Source organism: Streptomyces sp. BB1-1-1 (assembly GCF_031597775.1).
GTDB classification, from domain to species: domain Bacteria; phylum Actinomycetota; class Actinomycetes; order Streptomycetales; family Streptomycetaceae; genus Streptomyces; species Streptomyces thinghirensis.
The window spans coordinates 210414-232968 of record NZ_CP134203.1 but is presented as its reverse complement, the minus strand read 5'-3'; the positions used below and the strand labels follow the sequence as shown (position 1 = coordinate 232968).

Genomic DNA, 22555 nt, shown 5'->3' with positions numbered 1-22555 from the left:
CGGCGTCGCAAGAGGAATATCCGCTCCGCCGCCGCTGGACGTGCGCCCGCCGCCAGGACCTCCCGCCCGCAGGTTTCGGCATCGCCGACCACGAGGAAGAGATCTGCATCTGCGGCACCTGCGGACAGCCGCCTACGACAGCACGACCGGCGCCGCCCACTTCACCTAGCAGGACGGCGACGTCTAGGTCCTGTCTCTCCGATCACGACCGGAGCCAGATGAGGAGTGTCGCGGCGGTGACGGTGCCCAGGTAAACGTATCCGCGCTTGTCATAGCGAGTGGCCACGGCTCTGAACAGCTTGAGCTTATTGATCGCCCTCTCGACCGTGTTGCGCTTCTTGTAGCGCTCCTTGTCGAAACCCGATGGCCGTCCGCCACGTGAACCACGCCGTAGACGGGCGACTTTATGGTCGTTCTTCTCCGGGATCACGTGCCGGATCCCGCGCTTCCGTAGGTAAGCGCGCGTCTTGCGGTTGCTGTACGCCTTGTCGGCGGCAACGCTGTTCGGTGTGCGGCGCGGATGCCCGAGCCCCAGCCGGGGGACACGGATGTTGCCCATGAGGCTCGAACTGCGTGCAGTCGGCCCGCTGCCCCGGCGTGATGAGCAAGGACCGCGGACGGCAGTGGCCTTCCGCGCTCAGATGAATCTTGCAGGTCAGTCCGCCACGGGACCGGCCGAGGGCTTCGCCCGCCGCACCGCCTCCTCCGGGAGGGGCCGCAGGCTCGCCCTCGCCGGCTCCGCGAACTGACCTTCGCGGAGCCCTCTTTACCGAAGAACCCGGCGGCGCGGACGGCGCTGCCCTGGCCCTAGCGGCATGCTGGTGGGCACGGACAGAGGTGGAGTCGACGTTGATTGCCCAATCGATGTCACCCTCGGCGTCGGCCTGGGCCTGGATGTGCTGGAGGAGCCTCTCCCAGGTGCCATCGACCGACCATAGTAAGTGCCGCTTGTGCACGGTCTTCCACGGGCCGAAGCGTTCGGGCAACTCTCTCCACTGCGCTCCGGTGCTGAGCCGGGGGAGGATCCCGTTGATCACCTGACGGTGGTCCCGTCACCGGCCGCACCGATTGTTGGTCACCGGCAGCAGTAGTTCCAGCACTGCCCACTCCGCGTCAGTCAAGTCACCCCTGCTGATCATGCTCAGACCAACGGGTATCTCGCAGACCTGCGACTACGCTTTGGCCGTCTTCATCAGCTCCACCAGGCTGGAGGCGCTGTCCGCCCCGTGTCCGGCGTCCATGCCGCGCCGGAACAGAGCGGCCACGGCGGCCGGCAGCGTGGTGTCGACGCCCGCGTCGGCGTTGGTGTGCAGAACGTGTTCGACGCTGGCCATGCCCATGGCCAGCTGCTCCGCGTCGCCGCCGTGCTCGCCGGCGTCGATGCGTTCGGCGTAGAAGGAGAGGAAGCCCGGCATCCCGGTCAGCAGCTCGGTGGCCTGCGGGAGGACGTCCGTCGCCGTGAGCCCGTTGGCGTCGGCGAGCGCGATGGCCTGCCAGTATCCGAGCACGGACGTCCAGAACATGCCCACGACGATCTGGTACAGGAGCGCGGCCAGGCCGGGATCGTCGCCCCGGTAGTCCGTGTCGGTCAGGGCTTCTAGGGTTGACCGGTGTGCCTCGAACACCTCGCGCGGCCCGCTGTAGAAGGTGGATGACCCGGGCTGCCCGATGCCGGAAGGCGAGGCGTTGACGCCACCGGTGAGGTGGGCCCCGCCGTGCTCGGACACCCACCGCGCCCCATCGCGGGCTTTCTCCGGGGTGTCGGAGCTGAGGTTGACGAGCACGCGGCCGGCCAGGGCGTGGGAAGCCGGCTCCAACGCGCTGACCCGTTCGCTGGCCGCCGAACTCTTCGCCGAGGACGGGTGCACCCGACCACCGTGCGGGTCGTGCTCGTGACAGCCGGATCGTTGCTGTGCGCGCCGCGGTCCCCGCGAGTACGCCGGGTTTCCTTGCGGCCGGGATCTTCCCGGCGCTGTTCGCCGCGACCTCGGCCAATGCCACGCAGGTCATCGAGGCCACTGCCTGGGTGCCCGAGCGGCACAAGCCCACGACTATCGGACTGTCACCCTGCTCTACCTCTTCGGCGGCGCGATCGGCCCCGCGCTGGTGCTGTCCTAACCGCGTCGCCGTGCTCACAACAACCTCGAAAGAACTCAGCATGAAGCCCCAGCAGTCATCGGCCGCACCGGGTCAGCGGACGAACTCACCCACGCGGACGTGGAAGTCCCGCAGACCGAGCCGCACGTCATCCGGGTGAAGATGACCTTTGCCGCGGTCAACCCGGTGACATCTGGACCCGGCGAGGCATCCCCGGCCTTGATCTCACCTTCCCTGCCGTACTCGGCTGGGACGTCGCAGGAACCGTCGACGCCGTCGGCTCAGAGGTCACCCGGTTCCGGGTGGGCGACAGGGTGACGAGCATGGTCAAGCAGGTGACCCGGCTCCACGGAACCTACGCGGAATTCGTCAGCGCGCCCCAAGAAATCTTCGCCCCGTTACCCATCGAACCCAGTATGGAGACAGCGGCGGCCGCGCCCCTGACTGCTCACCTCGGCGCAGCTCCTGAACAAACCTGCCCGACACCGACACCGACACCGACCCCGGCGGCAGGCTGCTGGCATGGGGCCAGGCCCTGAGGGAGTGGGCGCTGGCTCACCCGGAGAGCTTCCGGCTCTTCTACGGCCACCCCATCCCCGGTTACCAGCCCCTGAGGACGGGCCGGTGGCCATGGTCTTCCAGGACCCCGGTTCCGCACTCAACCCGCTGCTCACGCTTGACCTCGGGTACAGCTCCATCCAGGATGCGGGTAGGCATCGGGTGAAAGGGCAGTTCGGAGGAGTCACGGTGTGGCGCTGACAATTGAGCGTGAGCAGCGCACCACGCTTGGTCATCGCCAGAACTTCGTGGGCCGCTCGGTGTCGTACGGGACCGTTGCCTGGGACTACCGCGGCCGGACCTGGGTGGTTGAACGGCCCGAGGACGGCGAGCCAGCCCGTCGATACTCCGTCAAGTGCCTGGTCTGTGCGAAAACGCTGTCCTACACCGTGCACAGTCTTGCGGCGACGCGGCGCAGGCGTGCCCACCGCTGGATCGCGGCCTTTGCCTGCCTGGTCGCCGCGTTCCCCCTTTACGGTCTGATCGCGTTGGACCCAGGTAGTGTCCTCGTGCTGGCGGTCGGGTTTGGCGGCGGGGGCCTGGCCATTGCCGCCGGTGGGTGCCTCGCATTCGTTGCTGGGGGCGAAGCCGGTCTCGTGGGTCACGGGTCCGCCGTGCCCGGCTACCCGAAGCACAAGCTGTTCGTCTCGAAAGCCGAGGGTGGCCGCTGAACGAAGCGGGCGGATGCCGACCGGCGGGGAGTAGCGGGGCGACACGTTCTCGCAGTCATCAGTGCCTGTGTTCAAAGTCCCGGCAGAAGTTCTCCCAGCTCAGGATTCGAACATGGGGGAGGATGGCGGGACACGACCGGAGGGGAGCGTCGTCAGTCCTCGTGCTCACAGCCGCCGCACCGGCGGCGGCCCCACGCGTCAGCCATCTGGGATTCTCCGGAATGAAGCCGAGCGGGGCAGTGACGCGGATGCCCTCGACGGTGCTCCCAGCCCCGGTAAGCGGCCCGAGCCTGCAACGCGTTGCTCCTCAACCGTGACGAACACGGCTCATCAACAGGCCAGTTGCGAGCTGATCCCTCACCGGCTGAGTCATCCGGGCCGGAGTGCACCGGCCAGCACAGTGGCCCCGCCCCTCATGCGGGGCCACTGCCATGCAGCGTCGAGACTCTGACCGGGGTCACGGGCCATAACAACGGCTCTCCAAGAGCGGGCCGAGCCGACGCTCCCTTCGCAACTACCTTCATACTCCTAAAACCACAGCGAAGAGGATTTTCCTCCCGATCGTTGCCGAGCAGCCCTCATCGGCAGCAATCGATTCGAGCGCTTCGTCGTGCATGAGGCCGACCACCACCTCACCCGCGCCGTCAGGAGCGAACCATCGTCATCTCCAGCCACTTGACGAGCTGTAGGAGCTCCAGAGTCAAGCTCAGGGGCGGCGGTAGCACAGGGCGACGGCGCCTGTCGTGGGGATGGTGGTGGCGTGGGAAAGCCGCCATTTCGACGAGAGGCCGTCGGGCAGCAGGCGCACTCCTCCGCCGAGGGTCGTCGGGAGCACGGTCAGGCAGAGTTCGTCGATCAGGTCGGCCTTGAGCAGCGCCTTGATGATGCTGGCGCTGTTCAGGACGAGAATGTCGCGGCCCGGCGCGGCCTTGAGGGAGCGTACCTCGGCTTCGAGGTCGCGGGAGACTCGGGCGTTGGTCCATTCTGTCTTGTCCAGGTCGGTTTGCTGCAGGGTCGTGGAGATGACCACCTTGTCGACGGTGGCGAGCCAGTTGCCCAGATCGCGGGTCCGGGCCGAACTGCTCGGGTCGCTGGTCAGGCCGGGCCATACGGAGGTGAAGCCCTCCCAGTTGACGCGGCCGACGACCGCTGTGCTTACCCCGCGCCAGATCCCCTCGTACATGATCTCGCTCTGCTCGCTGGTGATGTGCTCCATGGCCCAGTTCATGTCGTCCTCGGGGCCTGTACTGGTGTATCCGTCCATCGAGACGACGGCGTCGGCAATGACCTTGCGCTGCTGTTCGGTGTTCGCAGGCATGATGGGTCCCTTCTGACTGTTGACGTTCGCCCCGTAGGACTCCTGGCACCGCGGGAACTCATCGGTCGATGAGCGTCACCGGGACCACTCTGCCCTCGCGCCTCCTGCGCTTATGGAGGCGTCTGCCAGCGCGTGTATCGGAGATGGGGTGCCGTTCGCTGGCAACCAACAATCCCTTCGTCACTCACCGTGGTTATGGGACAGCTTCTGATCAGCCAGGAAGGCGGAGGACCGGACGGACGAGGACGAGCTGTCCGGTCGGGGTGTGTCCTGGTGTGCGACCTGTGACGGGTTCTTCTTCCGTGGCCGCGACATCGTCGTGGTCGGCGGCGGGGACACCGCCATGGAAGAGGCCACCTTCCTCACCCGCTTCGCCCGCAATGGCGCTGGGGCACCATCGACCTGCTGAACATCCTGAAGTACGCCGAGTTCGACACGGACTTCATCGCTGAGTTCACCTCAGTGGCCACCAGGGAGAACCTGTCCAAGGACGTGCTGCGGCGCCGCCTGCTGCTAGTGCTGTTCGGTCTGGGCACCAACATGGGCATCAAGCGGGTCGCGGTGACCGGCAAGCACGGCGAGTCCGAGGCGACGCTGCGGCGGGTGCGGCACCTGTTCGTCAACCGGACCAACATGCGCGCGGCCCTGCGCAAGCTGGTGAACGCCACCTTCGCTGCCCGGGACGAGATGTGGTGGGGCACCGGTACGGCGTGCGCCTCCGACAGCCGCAGGTGCGGCGCCTGGTCCTCGAACCTGATGACCGAGTGGCACCAGCGCTACCGCGGCCCCGGGGTGATGATCTACCGGTACGTCGAGCGGAAGTCGGTCTGCATCTACTCCCAGCTCAAGAGCTGTTCGGCCTCCGAAGTCGCCTCGATGATCGAGGGCGTGCTGCGGCACTGCACCGACATGGACGTCGACCGGCAGTACACCGACACCCACGGCGCCTCCATCGTCGGCTTCGCCTTCGCTCACATGCTCGACTTCAAGCTGATGCCGAGGCTGAAGAACATCGGCTCCGCGAAGCTGTACCGGCCGGCCGCCGGGCAGGACGAGAAGTGGCCGCACCTCGCACCGGTGCTGTCCACACGATCAACTGGGACCTGATCGCCCAGCAGTACGACCAGATCGTGAAGTACACCACCGCCCTGCGCCTGGGCACCGCCGAAGCCGAGCAGATCCTGCGCCGCTTCGCCCGCGGTGGCCCCAAGCACCCCACCTACCAGGCCATCGAAGAACTCGGGCGGGCCGTGCGGACCGCGTTCGTCTGCGACTACCTCGCCGACGTCGACCTGCGCCGCGAGATCAACGACGGGCTCCAAGTCGTGGAGAACTGGAACTCCGCTCGTGGAGAACTGGAACTCCGCCAACCACGACCTGTTCTACGGCAAGGACGGCGACCTGGCCGGCGCGGACAAGGAGTCCCAGGAGGTCAGCATGCTCGCGCTGCACCTGCTCCAGTCCGCTCTGGTCCACGTCAACACGCTGCTGGTGCAGCAGGCCCTCGCCGATCCGAAGTGGGCCGACACCCTCACCGACGCGGACCGGCGGGCGCTCTCCCCGCTGTTCTGGACCCATGTGAATCCCTACGGCCGGTTCGAGCTGGACATGAACAGACGCCTCGACCTGGACCTGACCGCCCGGGACGCCGTGCCCAGGCCGCGCACCCCCGAGGGTAGACCGGCGGTCCTGGGTGAGGAGCTGGGGCTCCGATCGCCCACCAACAGCATCTGGTCACCAGCACCCTCGCCGCATAACGACACAAACAGGTGTCCACTTCACTCGATGGCCGCCCACGCAAAACGCTCGGCTGGGAAACCCCAGCCGAGCGCCTGCATAAACTGCTCGCGGCCTGATCGACACGATCACGTGTTGCAGCGCCCCCTGAAACCGCCGTGGCAGAGGGCCTTATTAGGCCCGTGGCGGGACGGCAGACGAGCTCAGAGCTGGGTTTCGCCGCCGTCCACGGCCAGCTCGATGCCGGTGGTGTACGTGGCATCGAAGGCGAGGAATGCGGCCGCCTTGGCGAACTCTTCGACGGTGCCGTAGCGCTTCATGGGGTTGCTCGCGGTCCGCTCCGCCCTGAACTGGTCGGCGGCCTCTTCGGACAAGTTCATCGTTTCCAGAATCCCCGAGTCGATGGGACCCGGGCTGATCGCATTGACACGGATTCCCCGCGGAAGCAGCTCGCGGGAGAAGGTGCGGGCCATCGAGCGCAGCGCCGCCTTGCCGGCCGCATAGACGCTGGTGTCCACCATGCCGATGACGTTCGCGATCGAGGTGGTGAGGACGATGCCGGCGTTCGCGCTCAGTAGCGGAGCGAGCTTCTGCACAGTGAAGAAGGCGCCCTTGACGTTGATCGCGAACAGCTCGTCGTACACGTCCTCGGCCGTCGACTCGAGAGGCGTGAGGGGGGAGATGCCGGCGTTGACGAACAAAGCCTCGATCGAGCCGAGCTCGCTCTTTACACGGCCGGCGAGCATATCCAGGTCGGACAGTGAGGCCACATCCGCCCGGACGGCCACGGCATCCTCGCCGAGCCGCTCGCGTGCCGCGTCGAGCTTGGCCTGGGAACGGCCGGTGATCACCACGCGGGCTCCGCCTTGCACCAGCAGCTCCGCCAGTGCGAGCCCCATGCCGCTGCTGCCACCCGTGATCACCACATTCTTGTCGCTGTACCTACCCATACCGAGGTTGCTCCGTTCCACCATCAAAAACATGTCGATATATCTGGATGTCGCCGTTCATGAAGCGAATCAGCCGAGGGTTTCGATCTTCAATTCGCCTGTGGTGACCGTGCGGATGTGATCGCTGGCGAGCAGGCCGTGCGGATTGCCGAGGTCGATGGCGCTGACCTCATCGAGGCGGGCCAGCTGGGAAGGAGTGAGGTCGACCTGCAGGGCACCCAGGTTGTCCTCCAACTGCGCGATGGTGCGGGCGCCGATGATGGGTGCCGTCACGCCCGGGGCGTTCAAGGTCCAGGCCAGTGCGACCTGGGCGGGTGTGCGGCCCAGCTCCGAGGCCACCTCCTTCACCGCATCGGCAATGGCGAGGTTGCGGTCGGTGACCCATCCCAGGGCGACGTTGAGGCTCTTGCGGTTGCTGGCGGTTTCGCCGACAACGGAGCCCGCCTGGTTCTGGTCCTCCCGGCTGTACTTGCCGGTGAGCACCCCGCCGCCCAACGGGGAGAAGGGGACCACGCCGAGTCCCATCTCGCGTGCCATCGGGATCAGGTCACGCTCCGCGGTGCGCTCGATCAGGCTGTACTCGGTCTCCAGTGCGACCAGTGGCGACCAGCCGCGCAGGTCGGCGATCGCCTGCATGCGCGACACCTGCCAGGCCGGGGCGCTGGAGATCGCCACGTACAGCACCTTGCCCTGCCTCACCAGGTCGTCCAGGCCCCGCAGGATCTCCTCCACCGGCGTCCTGAAGTCCCATACGTTCACGTAGAGCAGATCGATGTAGTCGGTGTTCAGCTGCCGCAGACTGGCTTCTACCGACGCCAGCATGCTCTTGCGGTGGGTGCCCCCGGAATTCGGGTCACCGGGCTGACGCAGCGTCGAGTACTTCGTCGCCAGCACCATCTTGTCGCGGTTGGTGTGGGCGAATTCGCCGAGCAGTCGCTCGGAGCTGCCGTTGGTGTAGGTACTGGCGGTGTCGAAGAAGTTGCCGCCGAGCTCGGTGTAGCGGTCGAAGAGCTTGCGCGCCTCGTCGCGCTCGGCGCCCCAGCCCCACTCGGTGCCGAAGGTCGCCGTGCCCAGCGCCAGGGGTGAGACCCGGAGTCCAGAACGGCCCAGCAGCCGATAAGTGTCGAGAGTGAGTGTCATCGTGTTCTCCTGTGAGGTGCGGTTCGTGGCGTTCGAGAGGTGCGGATTGGTGGTCGACTCGCCCGGGTTTCAGGCGCCGAGCCCGTAGCCGCCGGCCACGGTGATGTCCTGGCCGGTGATGTAGCCGGCGGCGTCCGAGGCGAGGAAGGCGACTGCTTCCGCGACCTCCTGGCTGGATCCGAAGCGCTCGAAGGGGATCTTCGAGCGCATGGCGTCCCGGCCGCTCTCGGGCACCCCCAGCTTGTTGAGCAGCGGGGTGTCGGTGGCCCCGGGGCTCACGGCGTTGACGCGAATCCTGCGCGGGGCCAGTTCGAGCGCGAGCGAGGGCAGCATGGCCAGCAGCGCGCCGCGTGTCGCCGCCCCCACCGTGGCGCCAGGGGTGCCGCGACGGGATCCGACGCCGACGGTCAGCACGATCGAGCCGCCGTCGTTCATGAGGGGAAGGGCCTTTTGGAGGGTGAAGTACTGGCCCTTGAAGTTGAGGTCGGCGTGCTCGTCGAACGATTCCTCCGTCACCTCGGCAACCGGTGCCGGACGGAAGATCCCGGCGTTGAGGAAGAGCAGGTCCAGGGATCCGAACCGCGCCGACACCGCCGACATCAGGGCGTCGGTGTCGGAGAGCACGCGCCCGTCGGATCGGACGACGAGCACGTCGCCGGGGAGTTCGGACTGCGCCCGCGCGAGGGACTCGGGATTCTGTCCGGTGACCGCGACCTGGTAGCCGCGGGCGTGCAGGAGCTCGGCCGTCGCTCTGCCGATCCCGGTCGTCCCTCCGGTGATGAGAGCTGTAGGCATGGCAAACCTTTCGTCGCTGAAGGGATGGGTGAGACCACCCGTAATCGGGGAACTCCCCGGTTGTCTCACCGTACACTGAACCGGGGACATCCCCGAATCGCCCCGAGCCTCATCCGACACTCACGATCGCGAAGGTCATGACACCTCCACGCAGCACCCTGCGCGCCGACGCGCAGCGCAACCGCGAGCAGCTGATCGCCACGGCCGCCGAAGCCTTCGCGTCCGGACGCGCGGTCTCGCTGGACGCGATCGCCAAACGCGCGGGAGTGGGGAACGCCACCCTGTACCGGCACTTCCCCACCCGAGAGGATCTGGTCGAAGAGGTCTACCGGGACCAGATCCGGCCCTTGCGCGAAGATGCGCGCACCCTGCTGGCTACCAAGCCGCCCGCGCAGGCCCTCCACGCGTGGATGCTCCGATTCGCCGACTGGGCCGGTGAACGACGCGGCATCTGCGAGGCCCTGGTCGCCATGAGCGCTTCCGGCCGCTTCGGCACCGGACCGGTCTGCGACGAGGTCCAGCAGGTCCTGGCGATGGTGCTCGAGGCCGGCGCCACAGCGGGAGAACTGCGCAGCGACATCGACCCGGTCGAGGTAGGCGGCATCCTCGCCGGTTTGCTCTCCGTGGCCGGCGCACCCGAGCAGCGCCCCCAGCTGAACCGAATGCTGGACGTCGTCGTCGACGGACTCAGGCCCCGCTAAGCGATACGCCAGCGGTGCGGCGAGGCGTCGGCCTGTGCCGGACGGCGTGGCTGCGGCCGCGGCGGTCGTGGCGCCCCAGACCTTGGTGAGGACCGTCGGGATGGTTGCCTACGTTCGGCTCGTTCCCCGCCTCGCGTCAGCGCTTCCGGCGGGCGGCGGGGTCGCGTTCGGAGACGTGTCGGGCGACTGCGTCGACGCCGGGGCGGGCGTAGCGTTCCAGGGAGCGGACGGATGCGTGGCGGGAGCGGGCCAGTAGCATCGGGGTGGAGGTGCCGCCCTCAGCGTCGTGTGTCAGGGCGCTGTGGCGTAGGCGATGGAGCGTCCAGCCGTTCAGGTCCTCGATGTCCTCGGTCGAGGCGAGAGGGTTGGCCAGAGTCGGGTGCCCTCCTCGAAGATTTCCTCGGCCCGGGGATAGGAGAGCCGGGCACGGCCGGTCTCGGGGCACACGTCCAGCGTCGGTGTTCCGGCCGGGGCCTTGCGGTCGGTGAGGAACAGCGGGCCGCGGGTGCGACGGGCGGTCAGTCGGGGCAGGAGCTGGGCGGTGCCGGACTGCCAGTGAATCCACTCGATCGCCCCGTTCTTGGCGGTGATCCTGCCGCGCTTGTCCTGCGGATATAGGTCCTCCACGTTCAGGCACAGCACCTCATCGGCGCGGGCCGCCGACTCGTAGAGCATTTGCCAGAACGTCTTCTCCCGCAGCGAGACGTCCAGCCGCCACAGGGCGGCGATCTGTTTCTCAGCAAGGGCCTTGGTGCGGTCGGGCGGTGCCGGCCGTCGCTCGATGCCGATCGTGGGGTCGGATTCGATCCATCCCTGGCGCTGCCACCAGCCGATTGCCTTCCGCGCGATGGACAACTCCCGGTTGACGGTGTCGGCGTCCATCTCGTCCGCCCGCGTCGCCAGTTCGGCCAGTTCCTCGGGCAGGGCTGGGTCGTCGATCGCGGTGAGGGGGAAGACGGGCGGCTTCGCACCTCGGCGGGCGGGTCCGGTCGGTGCCGGTTCGCCGGCGAGCATCCATCCCCATGTCGTCAGCGAGATCCGGTAGATCCGCGCGGAGGACTTCGCGATGCCCGCGCCGGTGAGGTACCGCTCGACCGCTGCGGTGTACGACGAGGGCGGGGCGGACAGAGGCATCACCCCGGGCGCGCGGCAGCCGGAGCGCACCCACGCTCCCGAGTTCGGTCACTGGTTCGATCGTCACGTCCGTCCCGCCCTTCCGGTGCTGCCGCAGTAAATGCGTACACCTCGCCCCAGTGGCCGGAATCGTCCGTCGCAGGTCGCGATGATCACGGTGGGTGCTCTGCCGCAGTAAATCCGGTATTTACTGCGGCACCATCCGGGCGAGTCAGGTGTTGCGGGGCAGGAGGTTGATGTCGCGCCCACCCGAGAGCAGGTGTATGCGGATCGCATATAGTTCTGGGTATGGAATCAAGCCTTGAAGAAGCGGTCAACGAGTGGCACGCGAGCGTCAACGCCGGCGACCTGCAGCGGTCTGCGACAGCGGTCGGTGATCCGGTCGTCGTGCTCGGCCCGAAGGGTGCGGGTCCGATCACGCCTACGCAGTTCGCTGACTGGGTGGAGCGCTCGGGGATCAAGCTGATCCCTCGGTCGTGGCACCCGGTCAGCGAGCGTCTGATGGTGGTCGAGGAAGACGCCACCTGGCCCGAGAGCACGGAGCCCACGCGGGTGGCGACGGTCTTCCGTGCCTCCGGCGGGAAGGTCACGGCTGCGCTGAGGCTGCCGGACCTCAAGGCTGCTCTCGAGCTGGCCTACATCTGCCGCGAGATGGCAGCAACCGAATGACAGACCGAGGTCCGGGACAGGTCCTGTTCCACTTCGTCAGGCACTGGTCACGCCGACCTGTCGCAGCAGACACGGGCGGCGAGCAGGGGCGACTCGTGCTGGTCTGCGAGGCAGTCCATGCGCTCAGCCTGCGCGGGACCCCGGCAACGGTGAATGCGATCGCGCACGAGATCGGGATCGACCAGAGCGGCGCTTCACGGTTGATCAAGAGCGGTGCGGCAGCCGGCTACCTGGTCATGGCGGCGTCCGCGGCCGACGGTCGACGACGCGAAGCATCACTCACTTCCGCGGGCAGGTCCATGCTGGACCAGGCACATCGCTGGCAGGAGGACATCTTCGTTCAGCTGACCACAGGCTGGAGCGACAAGAAACGCCGCGACTTCCAGCAGGCGATGACCGACCTGATGGAGCGCTCCTACGCGATGGACGCATGAGCCACGCCAATGCCCCGCTGAGCATCGAGGGACGCCGCCGCTTGGTCGAGCGCTGCAAGACACGCCCCATCGCGCCCGTGGCCGCAGGGATGGGCATCTCCCGTGCCTGTGCGTCGAAGTGGGTCAACCGGCGACGTCGTCACGGCGAGGCTGGACTGCGCGACCGCTCATCGAGCCCACGCCGGAGCCCGCACGCCACACCAGCCTGGGTCATCGACAAGATCGAGTCCTGGCGTCGCGAGCACAAGTGGTCGGCCCAGCGCATCACCGACGAGCTCGCCGACCTCGGGTCCATGATCAACCGCCGGACCGTCACCCGGCACCTGAGCAGACTCGGCCTGGGCAAGCGCAGGTTCATCGACCCTGGTGGAGACAACAACCGCAAGCCCGGGAAGATCACCGCCCGCTGGCCCGGCCACATGGTGCACCTGGACGTGAAGAAGGTCGGCAGGATCCCCGACGGCGGCGGCTGGCGCGTCCATGGCCGCGCCAGCGACCAGGCCAAGACCGTCGGTCGAGCGAAGTCAGCTGGCGCAAAACGCGGCTACACCTACCTGCACTCCGCAGTCGACGGCTTCTCCCGGCTCTCCTACACAGAAGACCAAGCCGTACACCCCACGCCACAACGGAAAGGTCGAGCGCTACGAGAGGATCCTCGCCGAGGAACTGCTCTACGCCCGCGAGTTCACCAGCGAAGACGCCCGCTCTTCCGCGATCGCGGTCCGGAACATCCACTACAACTATCACCGCCCGCACAGCGGCGCTGGTGGGTGGCCGCCAGCATGTCGACTCCGGGACGGTGGCGTCACCAACGTCCAGCCCTCATACAACTAGGCGCGCCGGAAGTCCGATAAAGCTTGTCGTTCAACTCCATCAGGGGGTGATGTAGTCGCCCCAGCCGAAAGTGGCGACATAGGCCCGTCGAACTGCTTCCCTGCCGCGTCCGCCCCTGATGTGGATGACGGTGAGCGCGAGGAAGAACCAAGCGGTGAAGCCTCCTGCGACGATCAAAGTCCAGCGAGCGCCGGAGAAGCTGGCGACAACGATCAAAGCAATGATCGTCACGGCCAGTCCGATGTAACCGCCGCCGATATCCGTGCTGGACCTTTTGGCGCCTGTCATGAGAGCCCCCGCCGAAGATCACGCCGTCCTGCGTCAGAGCAGATTACGGGGCTCTGCCGACGGTGTCAGTACCGCTCTCGCGATGGGGTTTGGTGCCTTGCTTGTGGTGAGCGGGACGACTGAACGCCTCGCCGGTCGGCGAGGACTCTACCCACGTCATGTCGGGTGGCCGGGCGGCGATTCTTCGAGCCCTGCGGCCTGTCAGGCCCCGGCCGGGAAGGTTTAGACCAGCCAGGTCCACCGGTCAGCCGCTTCCGAGCTTCGGAGCCGGGGCTTGGTCCAGCCGAGGGTCTGCTTGGACAGGCGGAATGTGTGCTCGATGTCGAAGCGGCGGAGGAAGGACTGCCAGCAGCGGTCGACGTCCGCCTCGGTGGCGCCGGTGCGCGACCACCACAGCCAGACCGGCTTGTTCACCCCGCCGCTGGGCAGCTTTTCCACGACCAGCCGGACGACGGTGCCCTCGATGATGGGCAGCGGGCCGTCGTGGTCGAGCCAGGCCGCCCGACGGGTCAACTGCGGGTGCAGTCGGTCCCACGCCTGCGCGGTCGCCTTCCCATGGAGCCGCGTGTCCGTGGCCGTCACGGCCTGCTCCGTGCCCCAAGTGCTGGGGTCGCCGAAGACGAACCGTTGACTGAACTAACTCCATCATTTTCGCAGGTCAGATGGCCTTTCTGCTAGCTTCCGTGGATGCTTGGACGTGATCCCGAGAGGGAGTTAGCGAGCTTCGTGCTGCCCGAGGCTGGACAGCTGGCGGAGACGGGAGATCCATGGAGGCCGTTTGTTCTCCTGGGCGCGGACGGGGTCGAGATCGATCCCGTGGCCGCCTTCTTCGCGGAGCTGCTGGCTTGTGACAAGTTAGCAGCCACGATCCGGTCGTACGGAATGGATTTGCTGCGTTGGTGGCGCTTCCTGCGGGGCTGGGGGATCGCCTGGGATCGTGCAGTCCGGTCGGACGCTCGGGACTTCGCCCGCTGGATGAAGATCGCGAACAAGCCCGCACCGCTGCACTGGCGCCACCGACGGGACATTAAGACGGGGACAGCACCAAATCCAGCACTGGAGAAGCTGCCGCCCGGAGCCCCCAATCCGATCACGGGAAAGTCGTCACCAGGGCTGAGATACGCGCCGACAACGCGAGCGCACTGCGAGACCGTCCTGCGGGCCTTCTACGACTTCCACCTCTCCGAGGGAACCGGGCCGATCCTCAACCCCTTTCCACTGGATCGCTCGCGGCGCCACGGCAGGGCACACGCGCACCACAACCCTGACGAGCAGTTTCACCACGAACGGCAGGGCCGCTACCGGCCGGCCATCCCCACGCGAGCGCCTCGGCGGATCCCTGATGCGATGTTCAACGCGCTGTTCGCCGCGCTGAAGCACGACCGTGATCGAGCTCTGCTGGCGTTCTGGGTTTCCAACGGGGCTCGCGCTGAGGAACTGCTCACCAGTCGGCAACGCGACGCGCTGCCCGGCCAACAGATCCTGGGGGTGGTCCGCAAGGGGAGCCGGGCCTATCAACAGCTCCCCTGCTCAGCGGACGCTTTCGTCTGGCTACGGCTCTATCAGGAGAGCGCCTGGCGGGCTGGGGTACCCCGCGGACAGAACGAGGGGTTGTGGTGGACGTTGCGCCGCCCGTGGCGTCCCCTGAACTATCCAGCGGCCCGTGCGATGTTCAACCGGGCCAACAGTTTGCTCGGTACGAACTGGACTCTCCACGATCTTCGACACACCGCCGCCTATCGGCTGGCGAGGGACCCGAAGATGCCGCTGACCGACGTGCAGTGGGTGCTCGGTCATGCACACCTGTCGACGACACAGCTCTATCTTCCGGCCGACCGGGACGAGGTGATCGAACATGTTCGGGCACACCATGCCCGACGGGCCAAGTCCGCCGAGCGGACTCCCGCGCCTCCGGCAGCCGGCTACAACCCTGAATCCCTCAACAACCTCTTCGGGACTGCCTGGTGACACCTACGGAGACCGTGTCCGTCGCGACGCATGTCGCACCTCCCGCGTCCCTGAGCCTGGCCGGGGAGGCATTGAAAGCCGTCGCCTTGCGCTTCCCGCCCAGACCTGCGGAGGATCACTGGGCGGCCACTGCAGGCACGCAGGCCGACATCCTGGCTCGTCTGGAGCAACCTCCTCTGCGGCCGGCGGACGTGAGGCAGCACCGAGCCCGGATCCGCGGAGCTCGCCAGACCTTGCAGTGGCTGGAGACCTTCCCGGGGGTCACCTGGCAGCAGCGCTGGAATACCAGTCCCGCGAGCACGCGTCCTGGCAACGACTGGGCCCGGTTGGCACCCGGTTGGATCGGAACGGCTGCAGGTCCCTCGCAACGGCAGGCACTGTCGGGAGGGCTGCTGAGTCTGATCTGCGCAGACGTTGTCAGGCCCGCCCTCCCCTGGCTGCTGTCACGGACCTCGGCCAACATGACGAGCCTGCGGATCGGGCTGATCCCTGCCCGTGACCCGGAAGGATTCGCCCAGCTTGAGGCGTTGATCGAATCTGCCACGTGGTCCTCCAACGTCGGGCGTCACGCCCTGCACTCCCTGGTCAAGATCGTGGCCGCCAAGGGCGGCACCTTGGCGGACATCACCGTCGGCGACGCCGTGGAGTATCTCGCCGCACTCAAAGCGGCGAACAAAGCCGCGAACGTCAAAGCACGCGGCAACACCCTCTTCTACGCCTGGCTGCGCGAGTTGGGCACCCTGCCTGCAGAAGCCCCCAGTTCCTTGCGCTACCTGGCCAACACCAGTGGGCAGGTGTCAATGGAGCAGCTCGTCGACCGGTTCGGTGTCCGCTGCCGCCCTGTCCGCGATCTCTTGGTGGACTATCTCAAAGAGCGGCAGCCGGGTCTCGACTACACGTCCCTGAACAATTTGTCCCGGCACCTGGCCAGCAACTTCTGGGGTGATCTGGAACAACATCATCCGGGGATCGACTCTCTCCACCTGGCGCCCGAGGTGAGCGCGGCCTGGAAGCAGAGATGCCAGACCCGCATCGAACGGCGCCGCCAGCCAGACGGCAACGTGCGTGAAGTAGTGACCGGACGCGCCAACGTCGCCAGCATCATGCTCTCCGTCCGGGCCTTCTATCTCGACATCGCCCAGTGGGCCATCGACGAGCCGGCACGCTGGGGGCCTTGGGCGGTGCCGAGTCCGATCAAGGACGCGGATGTCGCTGTCGTGAAAGACAACAAGCGGCGCAAAGCTCGGATGGACCACCGGACGCGGGAACGACTTCCGGCTCTGCCTGCTGTCGCCCGAGCGGCTTCATCATGCCTCAACGCGGCCAAAGCCCGACTACAGGCACTGATGGACACCCCGCCAGGCGGTCAGTTCGCTTTCGCGGGCGACACCTTCATGCGGGCAGCGAAGGACGGAACGACCTGGGCGGTGAACATCGCCACCGGCCGGCGCGTCGACCTGGCCCTCGCGGAGAGCCGCGCGTTCTGGGCCTGGGCGATGGTCGAGTTTCTTCAGCACACTGGTGTCCGCATCGAGGAGATGCTGGAGGCCAGCCATCACAGCCTGATCCAGTACAGACTGCCCACGACCGGCGAGATTGTCCCCCTCCTGCAGATCGCGCCCTCCAAAACCGATGAGGAACGAGTCATCCTGGTCAGCCCGGAGCTCGCCGATGTGCTCACTGCGATCATCGCCCGCATCCGCGATCCGCGCATCGGTGCCGTCCCCTACGTCTCCAGCTATGACATGGCCGAGAAAACCTGGAATCCGCAGATGCCACTGCTTTTCCAGTGGTGCCGCAGTGGCGAGAGCTCCCGGCTCTCCCCGAAGCTCCTGCGCCAAGCACTCCAAGAGGTTCTGGCCTCCACGAATCTGACCGACTCAGCCGGACAGCCCTTGGACTTCTCGCCGCATGACTTCCGGCGGATCTTCATCACCGACGCCATCCGCAGCGGCCTTCCCCCGCACATCGCGCAGGTCATCGCCGGGCACACCAGCATCAACACAACCATGGGATACAACGCCATCTACCCCGGCGAGGCTATCGAAGCCCATCGCGCGTTCATCGCCCGGCGCCGAGCACTCCGGCCCAGCGAGGAGTACCGAACGCCCACCAACGAGGAATGGGATGCCTTCCTCGGGCATTTCGAGCGACGCAAACTGTCCATCGGAATCTGCGCTCGCGCATTCGGAACTCCCTGCATCCACGAGCACGCGTGTATTCGATGCTCCATGCTCCGACCGGATCCGGCTCAGAGACACCGCCTCGTCGAGATCCGCGACAACCTGATCGCCCGAGTCACCGAAGCAGAACAGGAGGGATGGCTTGGTGAGATCGAAGGACTCCAAGTCAGCCTCGCCAGCGCAGAGGAGAAGCTCACCCAGCTCGATGCAGAGCAAGTCCGTCAACGCCAAGTGATCGATCTAGGCATGTCCCGCTTCAGCCAGATCGCGACACGAATCAGTACGGCAAGAGGACCTTCAAGTTAGACGAGCTTCATCCACGCGGATGATCTACACCACCCCGACCCAGGCCACGGGCCACGCTCTACGGGCGGCGAGCCAGCAAGTGGGTGTCGAGGAAGCCTCGCTCAGACGCTGGGTCGTGGAGCAGCCGGGCGAACGTGACAAGCCCGGCCCCGGCCAGCAGCTCGGCGAACCGGTCCACCGGCCAGCTATAGGCGGGCGTCACCTTATGGTCGAAGCGCACCGGCTCCGGTCCCTCGGTCCCGAAGAAGGACACCAGGAGCAGGCCCCCTGGTGCCAGGACACGCACCTGCTCGGCGAGCAGCGTGGGCAATTCCCCAGGTGGGGTATGGATCATCGAGTAGTGGGCCAGCACTCCGCCGAGCGCGCCGTCCTCGACCGGCAGGGCCTCCATTCGCGCTTCGTCGAACCGCAGCGCCGGATAGGCCCGCCGAGCGTGGTCAACCATGGCCGGGGAGAGGTCGAGCCCGAAGGCGTCCAGCCCCAAGTCGTGCAGCATGGCCGTCAGATGACCGGGCCCGCACCCGACGTCGGCTGCCCGCAGGTTCCCCGTGGCACGCACGAGCTCGGCGAAGGTACCGATCATGTTCCGCGCGAACGGCTGCGTCTCCAGCCGATTAGCGAACATCGACGCATACAGGTCGACGACCCCGTCATAGGCCGCCCTGGTCTCGTCCTGGTGTCTTAACACGGGAAGAAAACTAACACCCGTGCCGTTCGCAGCCGTTCTCCGGCCCCACTCCTGCTCTTCCCCTCAGGACTGATCGTCCCGTCACCTGATCACGGGACACCCTCGTTAGTTCAGAGAAGAACTCGCCACCGTGCTTGGGTGGTCGGCCGCCCTTGGGGTCGTAGACCCGCGGCGGTGCCGGCCGGCGCATCACGCGATCGGAGCGGAGTCGGCCGAGGATCTCAACGGGCAGTCCGGACAGGAGGTGGGCAATGCGCGGAGCGTCGTATCCGGCGTCCAGCACGACCAGGACCTCCGGATCGTCCGGCTTCCACTGGCCAGCGGTGACCAGTCGCTCGACGACCTCGCGGATCTGGACCATGGTGACCGCGGCAACGTCGGCGCCGGGCTCCAGGCGGACCGCGTCCAGCACCGCCGTCCAGGACGTGCGGCCGGTCTCCAGCGCGGCCACCACCGAGTACGGCCAGCCGGGCACCATCTGGTGCTTGCCCTCGCCCCGGCCGAACGTGTGGCAAAAGGCCCGGTCAGCGCAGGTGTTGGCGTCTGGCTTCAGCCACGGCGAGACGTCCACCGCCAGCACCAGCCGACCGTCCGCCGCCCTCGGCAGCGGCACCCCGGCCAGGGCCCGACGCAGCCGGGCGACATCGATCCGACCCTGGTTGAGCCCGCCGTACAGAGCTCCGTGCCCACGGCGGTGTTCAGGCGCGAGCGCGAGATCGACCAGCGTCCGCACCGGCCCGTCCGTGCATAACAGCGCGTCACATAACTCGAACAACGCGTCGCCCCGCGCGGTCAGACACGCGTACAGCTCTGATCGGAAGTGTGACACTTCCGCGAACGCATCCCCAAGGACGCCCTGACGCACCAGACTCACGACCACGGCCTTCGCGCTGTTCCTGTGCCTCTGTGACGGAGCACAGGATCAGACGGAGGCCGCCTACGTGTCCGCTGAACTGCGAAAACGCCGATCAAGTTCGAGCCGCGTTCGACGCCGGACCATAAACGGCAAGCTCAGGCACACCGGCCCAACCGCCGAGCTCCTGAGCCAAACCCAGCTTGAAACGATCAGTAAGGACCTTGTCACGCCAACGGCGTCCTCGGCGCTTCATTGTGTTAGCCGTTGTCACAGGACCCGCCCCGGCTCGGCCGCCGACAGACAGCGTTACGGGCCGGGGCGGCTCAGCGGGTCCGGTAGCGCGCGTAGATCAGTCCGCTGTCGAAGGCACGTTCCTCGACCAGCTCGAGGTCGAGGCGGACGCCGTCGGGGAAGAACCGCTTGCCGCCGCCGACCACGCTCGTGGTGATGAACAGGTGGTACTCGTCCACGAGGCCGGCCGCGATCGCCTGGGCCGCGAGGTTCGGGCCGTCGACGGTGAGGTCGCGATCAGACTCGGCCTTGAGCTTGCGCACCGCGTCCGGGTCGAAGGTCCGCTGGAGCCTGGTCTTCGCGCTGGACACCGACTCAAGCGTCGTGGAGTACACGACCTTCTCCGCGGCCTGCCAGTCGCGGGCGTACTGCAGGATGTGCGGCGGCTGGTCGGGCTCGGTGTGCGCCGTCTCCCAATAGAGCATCGTCTCGTACATCCGTCGGCCGTAGAGGTAGGTGCCGACGGGACGGAAGAGGTCGTTGATGAAGGTATGCACCTCCTGGTCGTCGGCCCCGGTGCCGAGGTCGCCCTCCGCCGCCTCGGCGTATCCGTCGAGCGAGGTGATCATCGAGTAGATGAGCTTTGCCATGCGTCTCCTTCGGGTACGACCGCGTCAGTCTGCCGACGGCCCTACAAGTGTGACCTCCGCACGACCCAGAACTCATCGGTCGGTCGGTCGGCCGGCCCGGTTCCGTCCACCGTCAGCGCAGGGACGAAGCGCACCGGATCGGCAGACCCAGCCGCGCGCCGCCCCTCATCGGCACGGCACCCCGCGCGGTCTCAAGGACCGGCCGGCTCAATTGGGTGCGGCTCTCGACGTCATCGCGTTGGTCACTCAGTTGGTCTTGCTCCCCGCTGCCGACATAGACGCCGAGGTCGACATCTGGCCCTTCGCGCCACCCTCAGCCGCACGCGGCAAGCGCGGCCCCGGGGCGGGGCACGCCCGGCTGCAAGCGCAGCCGCCCCGGGCGGCCGAGGGTGTCGGCATGCAAGCAAACCGAGCGGGCACATGAACGGTTCGCCACGGGAGGGGAAAAGATGAGTACGACTATGGAGCCGGTCGAGTCGTCGGAAGTCACGGCCGACAGGTGCTGTGGGTGCGGCGACCACATGGCGCCTGTCCCGGACGAGGCGGCGGAGACTCCTCGCGAGCGCGTCAATCGCAGATGGAACGAGATCATGCAGGAGACCCGGGTCGCCCAGACGGGAGTGCAGATCCTCTTCGGCTTCCTGCTGAGCGTCGCGTTCACGCCCCTCTTCCGCGACTTGGGCACGTTCGATCACGTCGTCTATGTCATCACCGTTGTCTCGGGCGCCACCGCCACGGCCTGTCTGATCGCCCCGGTCTCCATCCACCGCTTCCTGTCGGGGCAGCGAATGAAGGACGAGATGCTGGAGGTGGCACACCGGCTCATGATGTGCGGCATGCTCCTGATGGCCGTGACCATCGGCTGCACTCTGCTCCTGATCCTCCACGTCATCGTGCCCGGCGTCATGGCGAAAGTTCTCGTGGGTGGCGTGATGCTCTGGTTCGCGCTGTCCTGGTACGCCCTCCCTCTGTGGATGCGTCGCCGGTCCGCCCGGCGCACCGCCCGGCAGGATGCCTCCTGACGGACGTGCGCGCGGGAGCGGCGGCATCGTTGCCCGCCACGGTCGGGGTCGCGCTCGAAGAACGGGCAGGAGAACAAGCCGACCCCGTCAGGTGAGTGGGGCGCGCGGCCAGAAGGGCCCGGGCGGTGAGACGCCTCACCCGGGCCAACGGCATCGACGCGGAGGCGGCGCAGTGGCGGCGAGGACGTCGCAACCACCCCGGAACTCACTGGCGTCGGCCGTTGCCCGGTTCACCCACAGACGGTTCGCGATCAGGTGGTCAGCGCCGCAAGCTCCGCGTTGGCACGCTCGGTGACCAGGGCGAGGACACGGCCGGCGGCGGCCAGGTCCTCGGCGGGTATCCCGTACCAGATGCGGGCGGATATGGGGGCGACCTCCGCGCCGACGGCGGCGAGCAGCTCGCGCCCCGCGTCCGTGGGGCGAAGGTACGCGGCGTCCGTAACGAGCAACTGCCGGGCCAGCAGCTCGTCGAGAATGGCGCGGATATCGACCGGATCGGCCTTGAGGGAGCTCCGGACCTGGGTGACGACGTCATCCGGTGTCTGCGGCGCGTCGGTGGTGACGGCGGCGCGCAGGACGATCTGCTGCCGGAACGTGACACCGTGCCGGGCCAGGACGTGCTCCAGGACGCCGCGGGCGGCGTAGTGGGCCAGGCCGAGGACGCGGGAGTCGGCGGCGGGTGCCGCGGGGGTGGCCGCAGTGGTGGTCATGGTGTTCTCCCCTGAGTGGTGTCGTCGTTCGGTACGGACGGAGCGAGGGGTACGTCGAGCAGGGTCGTCAGCTCGTCGGTGAACGCACGCGTCCGCGGGGCGTCGAGGCCGCCGAGAGGCTCCAGCAACTGCTGAAGCAGTTCCTGGACCACCACGACGGCCTGCCGCGTGACGGCCTGGCCCTGCTCAGTGAGAGCGAGTTGTACGGCTCGCGGGTCACTGGGGTCGCGGGTGCGCTCGATCAGGCCGGCCGACTCCAGGGCGCGCGCCAGCTTCGAGACGTACAGCGCCTCCAGGCCGGTGTGGTCGGCGAGCCGGCGCTGGCTGGGCCGCTCGCCGGCGCGCTGCATGCCGTGCAACGACGCGACCAGTGAGTACTGCGCGTGAGTGAGGCCCAGTGGAGCCACCGCGCGATCGACCGCGACGCGCCACTTGTTGGCGAGCCGCCATACCAAGAAACCAGGCGTAGGACCCGGTGAACCCTTACCCATGGCGATAGAGTACATGGCGACTATGTCCATGGCTATTATCCTGCGGATCTCCTGGCGCACCCCACTCGACGGCGCGACGTTCCAGTGGAACGCCTCAGACGGGACCGCTGAACCGCCGCCCCTC

The 22555-nt window shown here is 67.2% G+C and carries 20 protein-coding genes and 7 pseudogenes; 13 read left to right on the top strand and 14 right to left on the bottom strand.

Annotated features, from left to right (window positions below; all coding sequences use genetic code 11):
- Window positions 1-202: 202 nt before the first annotated feature.
- Both RI578_RS01070 and RI578_RS01065 read right to left on the bottom strand, forming a co-directional pair.
- Window positions 203-1136 (bottom strand): annotated as a pseudogene (locus RI578_RS01070) (IS5 family transposase).
- 36 nt (window positions 1137-1172) lie between these two features.
- Window positions 1173-1877 (bottom strand): annotated as a pseudogene (locus RI578_RS01065) (NAD(P)-dependent oxidoreductase); the annotation flags it as partial.
- Between the two features lie 411 nt (window positions 1878-2288).
- On the opposite strand from RI578_RS01065, the gene RI578_RS42650 reads away from it, so the two are divergent.
- Genes RI578_RS42650 through RI578_RS01055 form a run of 3 tightly spaced genes read left to right on the top strand, consistent with a single transcriptional unit; the run spans window position 2289 to window position 3326 of the window.
- Window positions 2289-2636 (top strand): alcohol dehydrogenase catalytic domain-containing protein, encoded by a 348-nt coding sequence (locus tag RI578_RS42650; RefSeq protein WP_399062991.1) that lies wholly within the window; start codon window positions 2289-2291, stop codon window positions 2634-2636.
- A complete protein-coding gene (locus RI578_RS01060) occupies window positions 2573-2821 on the top strand; it encodes a TetR-like C-terminal domain-containing protein (RefSeq protein ID WP_310875632.1) in 249 nt (82 codons plus the stop codon). The genes RI578_RS42650 and RI578_RS01060 overlap by 64 nt, the downstream gene beginning before the upstream one ends.
- A gap of 25 nt (window positions 2822-2846) precedes the next feature.
- Window positions 2847-3326 carry a hypothetical protein gene (locus RI578_RS01055; RefSeq protein WP_310869227.1) on the top strand — a complete coding sequence of 160 codons (480 nt, stop codon included), beginning with the start codon at window positions 2847-2849 and terminating at the stop codon, window positions 3324-3326.
- 706 nt (window positions 3327-4032) lie between these two features.
- Here RI578_RS01055 and RI578_RS01050 read toward each other — a convergent pair.
- Window positions 4033-4644: a dihydrofolate reductase family protein gene (locus RI578_RS01050; RefSeq protein WP_310869226.1), complete on the bottom strand. Its 612-nt coding sequence runs from the start codon at window positions 4642-4644 to the stop codon at window positions 4033-4035.
- Between the two features lie 241 nt (window positions 4645-4885).
- On the opposite strand from RI578_RS01050, the pseudogene RI578_RS01045 reads away from it, so the two are divergent.
- From RI578_RS01045 to RI578_RS01030, 3 pseudogenes are all read left to right on the top strand, one after another.
- Window positions 4886-5026, top strand: a pseudogene (locus RI578_RS01045) (NAD(P)/FAD-dependent oxidoreductase); the annotation flags it as partial.
- 80 nt (window positions 5027-5106) lie between these two features.
- A pseudogene (locus tag RI578_RS01040) lies at window positions 5107-5945 on the top strand (Tn3 family transposase); the annotation flags it as partial.
- Window positions 5845-6231: pseudogene (locus RI578_RS01030) on the top strand (Tn3 family transposase); the annotation flags it as partial. The pseudogenes RI578_RS01040 and RI578_RS01030, both read left to right, overlap by 101 nt.
- A 353-nt stretch (window positions 6232-6584) precedes the next feature.
- Here RI578_RS01030 and RI578_RS01025 read toward each other — a convergent pair.
- From RI578_RS01025 to RI578_RS01015, 3 genes are all read right to left on the bottom strand, one after another.
- The gene (locus RI578_RS01025) at window positions 6585-7331 is read right to left on the bottom strand and encodes an SDR family oxidoreductase (RefSeq protein ID WP_310869225.1); all 747 of its coding nucleotides are present in this window, start codon (window positions 7329-7331) and stop codon (window positions 6585-6587) included.
- Between the two features lie 69 nt (window positions 7332-7400).
- The gene (locus tag RI578_RS01020) at window positions 7401-8471 is read right to left on the bottom strand and encodes an aldo/keto reductase (protein WP_310869224.1); all 1071 of its coding nucleotides are present in this window, start codon (window positions 8469-8471) and stop codon (window positions 7401-7403) included.
- Between the two features lie 69 nt (window positions 8472-8540).
- The gene (locus tag RI578_RS01015) at window positions 8541-9266 is read right to left on the bottom strand and encodes an SDR family oxidoreductase (RefSeq protein ID WP_310869223.1); all 726 of its coding nucleotides are present in this window, start codon (window positions 9264-9266) and stop codon (window positions 8541-8543) included.
- Between the two features lie 137 nt (window positions 9267-9403).
- Between RI578_RS01015 and RI578_RS01010 the strand changes: the two genes are divergently transcribed.
- Entirely contained in the window at window positions 9404-9967 is a 564-nt protein-coding gene (locus tag RI578_RS01010) for a TetR/AcrR family transcriptional regulator (RefSeq protein ID WP_310869222.1), read from the top strand.
- Window positions 9968-10297: 330 nt separating this feature from the next.
- Here the strand turns inward: RI578_RS01010 and RI578_RS01000 are convergent, their stop codons facing one another.
- Window positions 10298-11101 (bottom strand): site-specific recombinase, encoded by an 804-nt coding sequence (locus RI578_RS01000; RefSeq protein ID WP_310869221.1) that lies wholly within the window; start codon window positions 11099-11101, stop codon window positions 10298-10300.
- A gap of 288 nt (window positions 11102-11389) precedes the next feature.
- Here RI578_RS01000 and RI578_RS00995 point away from each other — a divergent pair, with 288 nt between their 5' ends.
- The 3 genes and pseudogenes from RI578_RS00995 (at window position 11390) to RI578_RS00985 (ending at window position 13038) form a co-directional block, all read left to right on the top strand.
- Window positions 11390-11770, top strand: a complete 381-nt coding sequence (locus RI578_RS00995) for a hypothetical protein (protein WP_310869220.1) — start codon at window positions 11390-11392, stop codon at window positions 11768-11770.
- A 95-nt stretch (window positions 11771-11865) separates the two neighbouring features.
- Window positions 11866-12204 carry a MarR family winged helix-turn-helix transcriptional regulator gene (locus RI578_RS00990; protein ID WP_233221761.1) on the top strand — a complete coding sequence of 113 codons (339 nt, stop codon included), beginning with the start codon at window positions 11866-11868 and terminating at the stop codon, window positions 12202-12204.
- Window positions 12201-13038 (top strand): annotated as a pseudogene (locus RI578_RS00985) (integrase core domain-containing protein). Before RI578_RS00990 ends, RI578_RS00985 begins: the two are co-directional and overlap by 4 nt.
- 39 nt (window positions 13039-13077) lie before the next feature.
- Here RI578_RS00985 and RI578_RS00980 read toward each other — a convergent pair.
- Together RI578_RS00980 and RI578_RS00975 are read right to left on the bottom strand one after the other, a co-directional pair.
- The gene (locus RI578_RS00980; protein ID WP_310869219.1) at window positions 13078-13326 is read right to left on the bottom strand and encodes a hypothetical protein; all 249 of its coding nucleotides are present in this window, start codon (window positions 13324-13326) and stop codon (window positions 13078-13080) included.
- A gap of 43 nt (window positions 13327-13369) precedes the next feature.
- Window positions 13370-13950 (bottom strand): annotated as a pseudogene (locus tag RI578_RS00975) (transposase); the annotation flags it as partial.
- 63 nt (window positions 13951-14013) lie between these two features.
- Here RI578_RS00975 and RI578_RS00970 point away from each other — a divergent pair.
- Together RI578_RS00970 and RI578_RS00965 are read left to right on the top strand one after the other, a co-directional pair.
- Window positions 14014-15294, top strand: a complete 1281-nt coding sequence (locus RI578_RS00970; protein WP_310869218.1) for a tyrosine-type recombinase/integrase — start codon at window positions 14014-14016, stop codon at window positions 15292-15294.
- A 461-nt stretch (window positions 15295-15755) separates the two neighbouring features.
- Complete coding sequence (locus tag RI578_RS00965) at window positions 15756-17783, top strand: site-specific integrase (protein ID WP_310869217.1); 2028 nt, start codon at window positions 15756-15758, stop codon at window positions 17781-17783.
- 58 nt (window positions 17784-17841) lie between these two features.
- Here RI578_RS00965 and RI578_RS00960 read toward each other — a convergent pair whose 3' ends face one another.
- From RI578_RS00960 to RI578_RS00950, 3 genes are all read right to left on the bottom strand, one after another.
- Entirely contained in the window at window positions 17842-18471 is a 630-nt protein-coding gene (locus RI578_RS00960) for a class I SAM-dependent methyltransferase (protein ID WP_310869216.1), read from the bottom strand.
- A gap of 10 nt (window positions 18472-18481) precedes the next feature.
- Window positions 18482-19345 (bottom strand): transposase, encoded by an 864-nt coding sequence (locus tag RI578_RS00955; protein ID WP_399059211.1) that lies wholly within the window; start codon window positions 19343-19345, stop codon window positions 18482-18484.
- A gap of 305 nt (window positions 19346-19650) precedes the next feature.
- Complete coding sequence (locus RI578_RS00950; protein WP_310869215.1) at window positions 19651-20208, bottom strand: dihydrofolate reductase family protein; 558 nt, start codon at window positions 20206-20208, stop codon at window positions 19651-19653.
- A gap of 521 nt (window positions 20209-20729) precedes the next feature.
- Here RI578_RS00950 and RI578_RS00945 point away from each other — a divergent pair.
- Window positions 20730-21230, top strand: a complete 501-nt coding sequence (locus RI578_RS00945; protein ID WP_310869214.1) for a DUF6328 family protein — start codon at window positions 20730-20732, stop codon at window positions 21228-21230.
- A 251-nt stretch (window positions 21231-21481) separates the two neighbouring features.
- Here the strand turns inward: RI578_RS00945 and RI578_RS00940 are convergent, their stop codons facing one another.
- Both RI578_RS00940 and RI578_RS00935 read right to left on the bottom strand, forming a co-directional pair.
- Window positions 21482-21940, bottom strand: a complete 459-nt coding sequence (locus RI578_RS00940) for a MarR family transcriptional regulator (protein ID WP_310869213.1) — start codon at window positions 21938-21940, stop codon at window positions 21482-21484.
- Window positions 21937-22431: a MarR family transcriptional regulator gene (locus RI578_RS00935; RefSeq protein WP_310869212.1), complete on the bottom strand. Its 495-nt coding sequence runs from the start codon at window positions 22429-22431 to the stop codon at window positions 21937-21939. The genes RI578_RS00940 and RI578_RS00935 overlap by 4 nt, the downstream gene beginning before the upstream one ends.
- Window positions 22432-22555 lie beyond the last annotated feature (124 nt).

Bases quoted from the DNA above. Each gene is read 5' to 3' on its own strand.
- RI578_RS01050 (WP_310869226.1), bottom strand. From the start codon at position 4,644: ATGCCTGCGAACACCGAACAGCAGCGCAAGGTCATTGCCGACGCCGTC.
- RI578_RS01025 (WP_310869225.1), bottom strand. From the start codon at position 7,331: ATGGGTAGGTACAGCGACAAGAATGTGGTGATCACGGGTGGCAGCAGC.
- RI578_RS01020 (WP_310869224.1), bottom strand. From the start codon at position 8,471: ATGACACTCACTCTCGACACTTATCGGCTGCTGGGCCGTTCTGGACTC.
- RI578_RS01015 (WP_310869223.1), bottom strand. From the start codon at position 9,266: ATGCCTACAGCTCTCATCACCGGAGGGACGACCGGGATCGGCAGAGCG.
- RI578_RS01010 (WP_310869222.1), top strand. From the start codon at position 9,404: ATGACACCTCCACGCAGCACCCTGCGCGCCGACGCGCAGCGCAACCGC.
- RI578_RS01000 (WP_310869221.1), bottom strand. From the start codon at position 11,101: ATGCCTCTGTCCGCCCCGCCCTCGTCGTACACCGCAGCGGTCGAGCGG.
- RI578_RS00995 (WP_310869220.1), top strand. From the start codon at position 11,390: ATGGAATCAAGCCTTGAAGAAGCGGTCAACGAGTGGCACGCGAGCGTC.
- RI578_RS00980 (WP_310869219.1), bottom strand. From the start codon at position 13,326: ATGACAGGCGCCAAAAGGTCCAGCACGGATATCGGCGGCGGTTACATC.
- RI578_RS00970 (WP_310869218.1), top strand. From the start codon at position 14,014: ATGCTTGGACGTGATCCCGAGAGGGAGTTAGCGAGCTTCGTGCTGCCC.
- RI578_RS00965 (WP_310869217.1), top strand. From the start codon at position 15,756: ATGACGAGCCTGCGGATCGGGCTGATCCCTGCCCGTGACCCGGAAGGA.
- RI578_RS00950 (WP_310869215.1), bottom strand. From the start codon at position 20,208: ATGGCAAAGCTCATCTACTCGATGATCACCTCGCTCGACGGATACGCC.
- RI578_RS00945 (WP_310869214.1), top strand. From the start codon at position 20,730: ATGGCGCCTGTCCCGGACGAGGCGGCGGAGACTCCTCGCGAGCGCGTC.
- RI578_RS00940 (WP_310869213.1), bottom strand. From the start codon at position 21,940: ATGACCACCACTGCGGCCACCCCCGCGGCACCCGCCGCCGACTCCCGC.
- RI578_RS00935 (WP_310869212.1), bottom strand. From the start codon at position 22,431: ATGGGTAAGGGTTCACCGGGTCCTACGCCTGGTTTCTTGGTATGGCGG.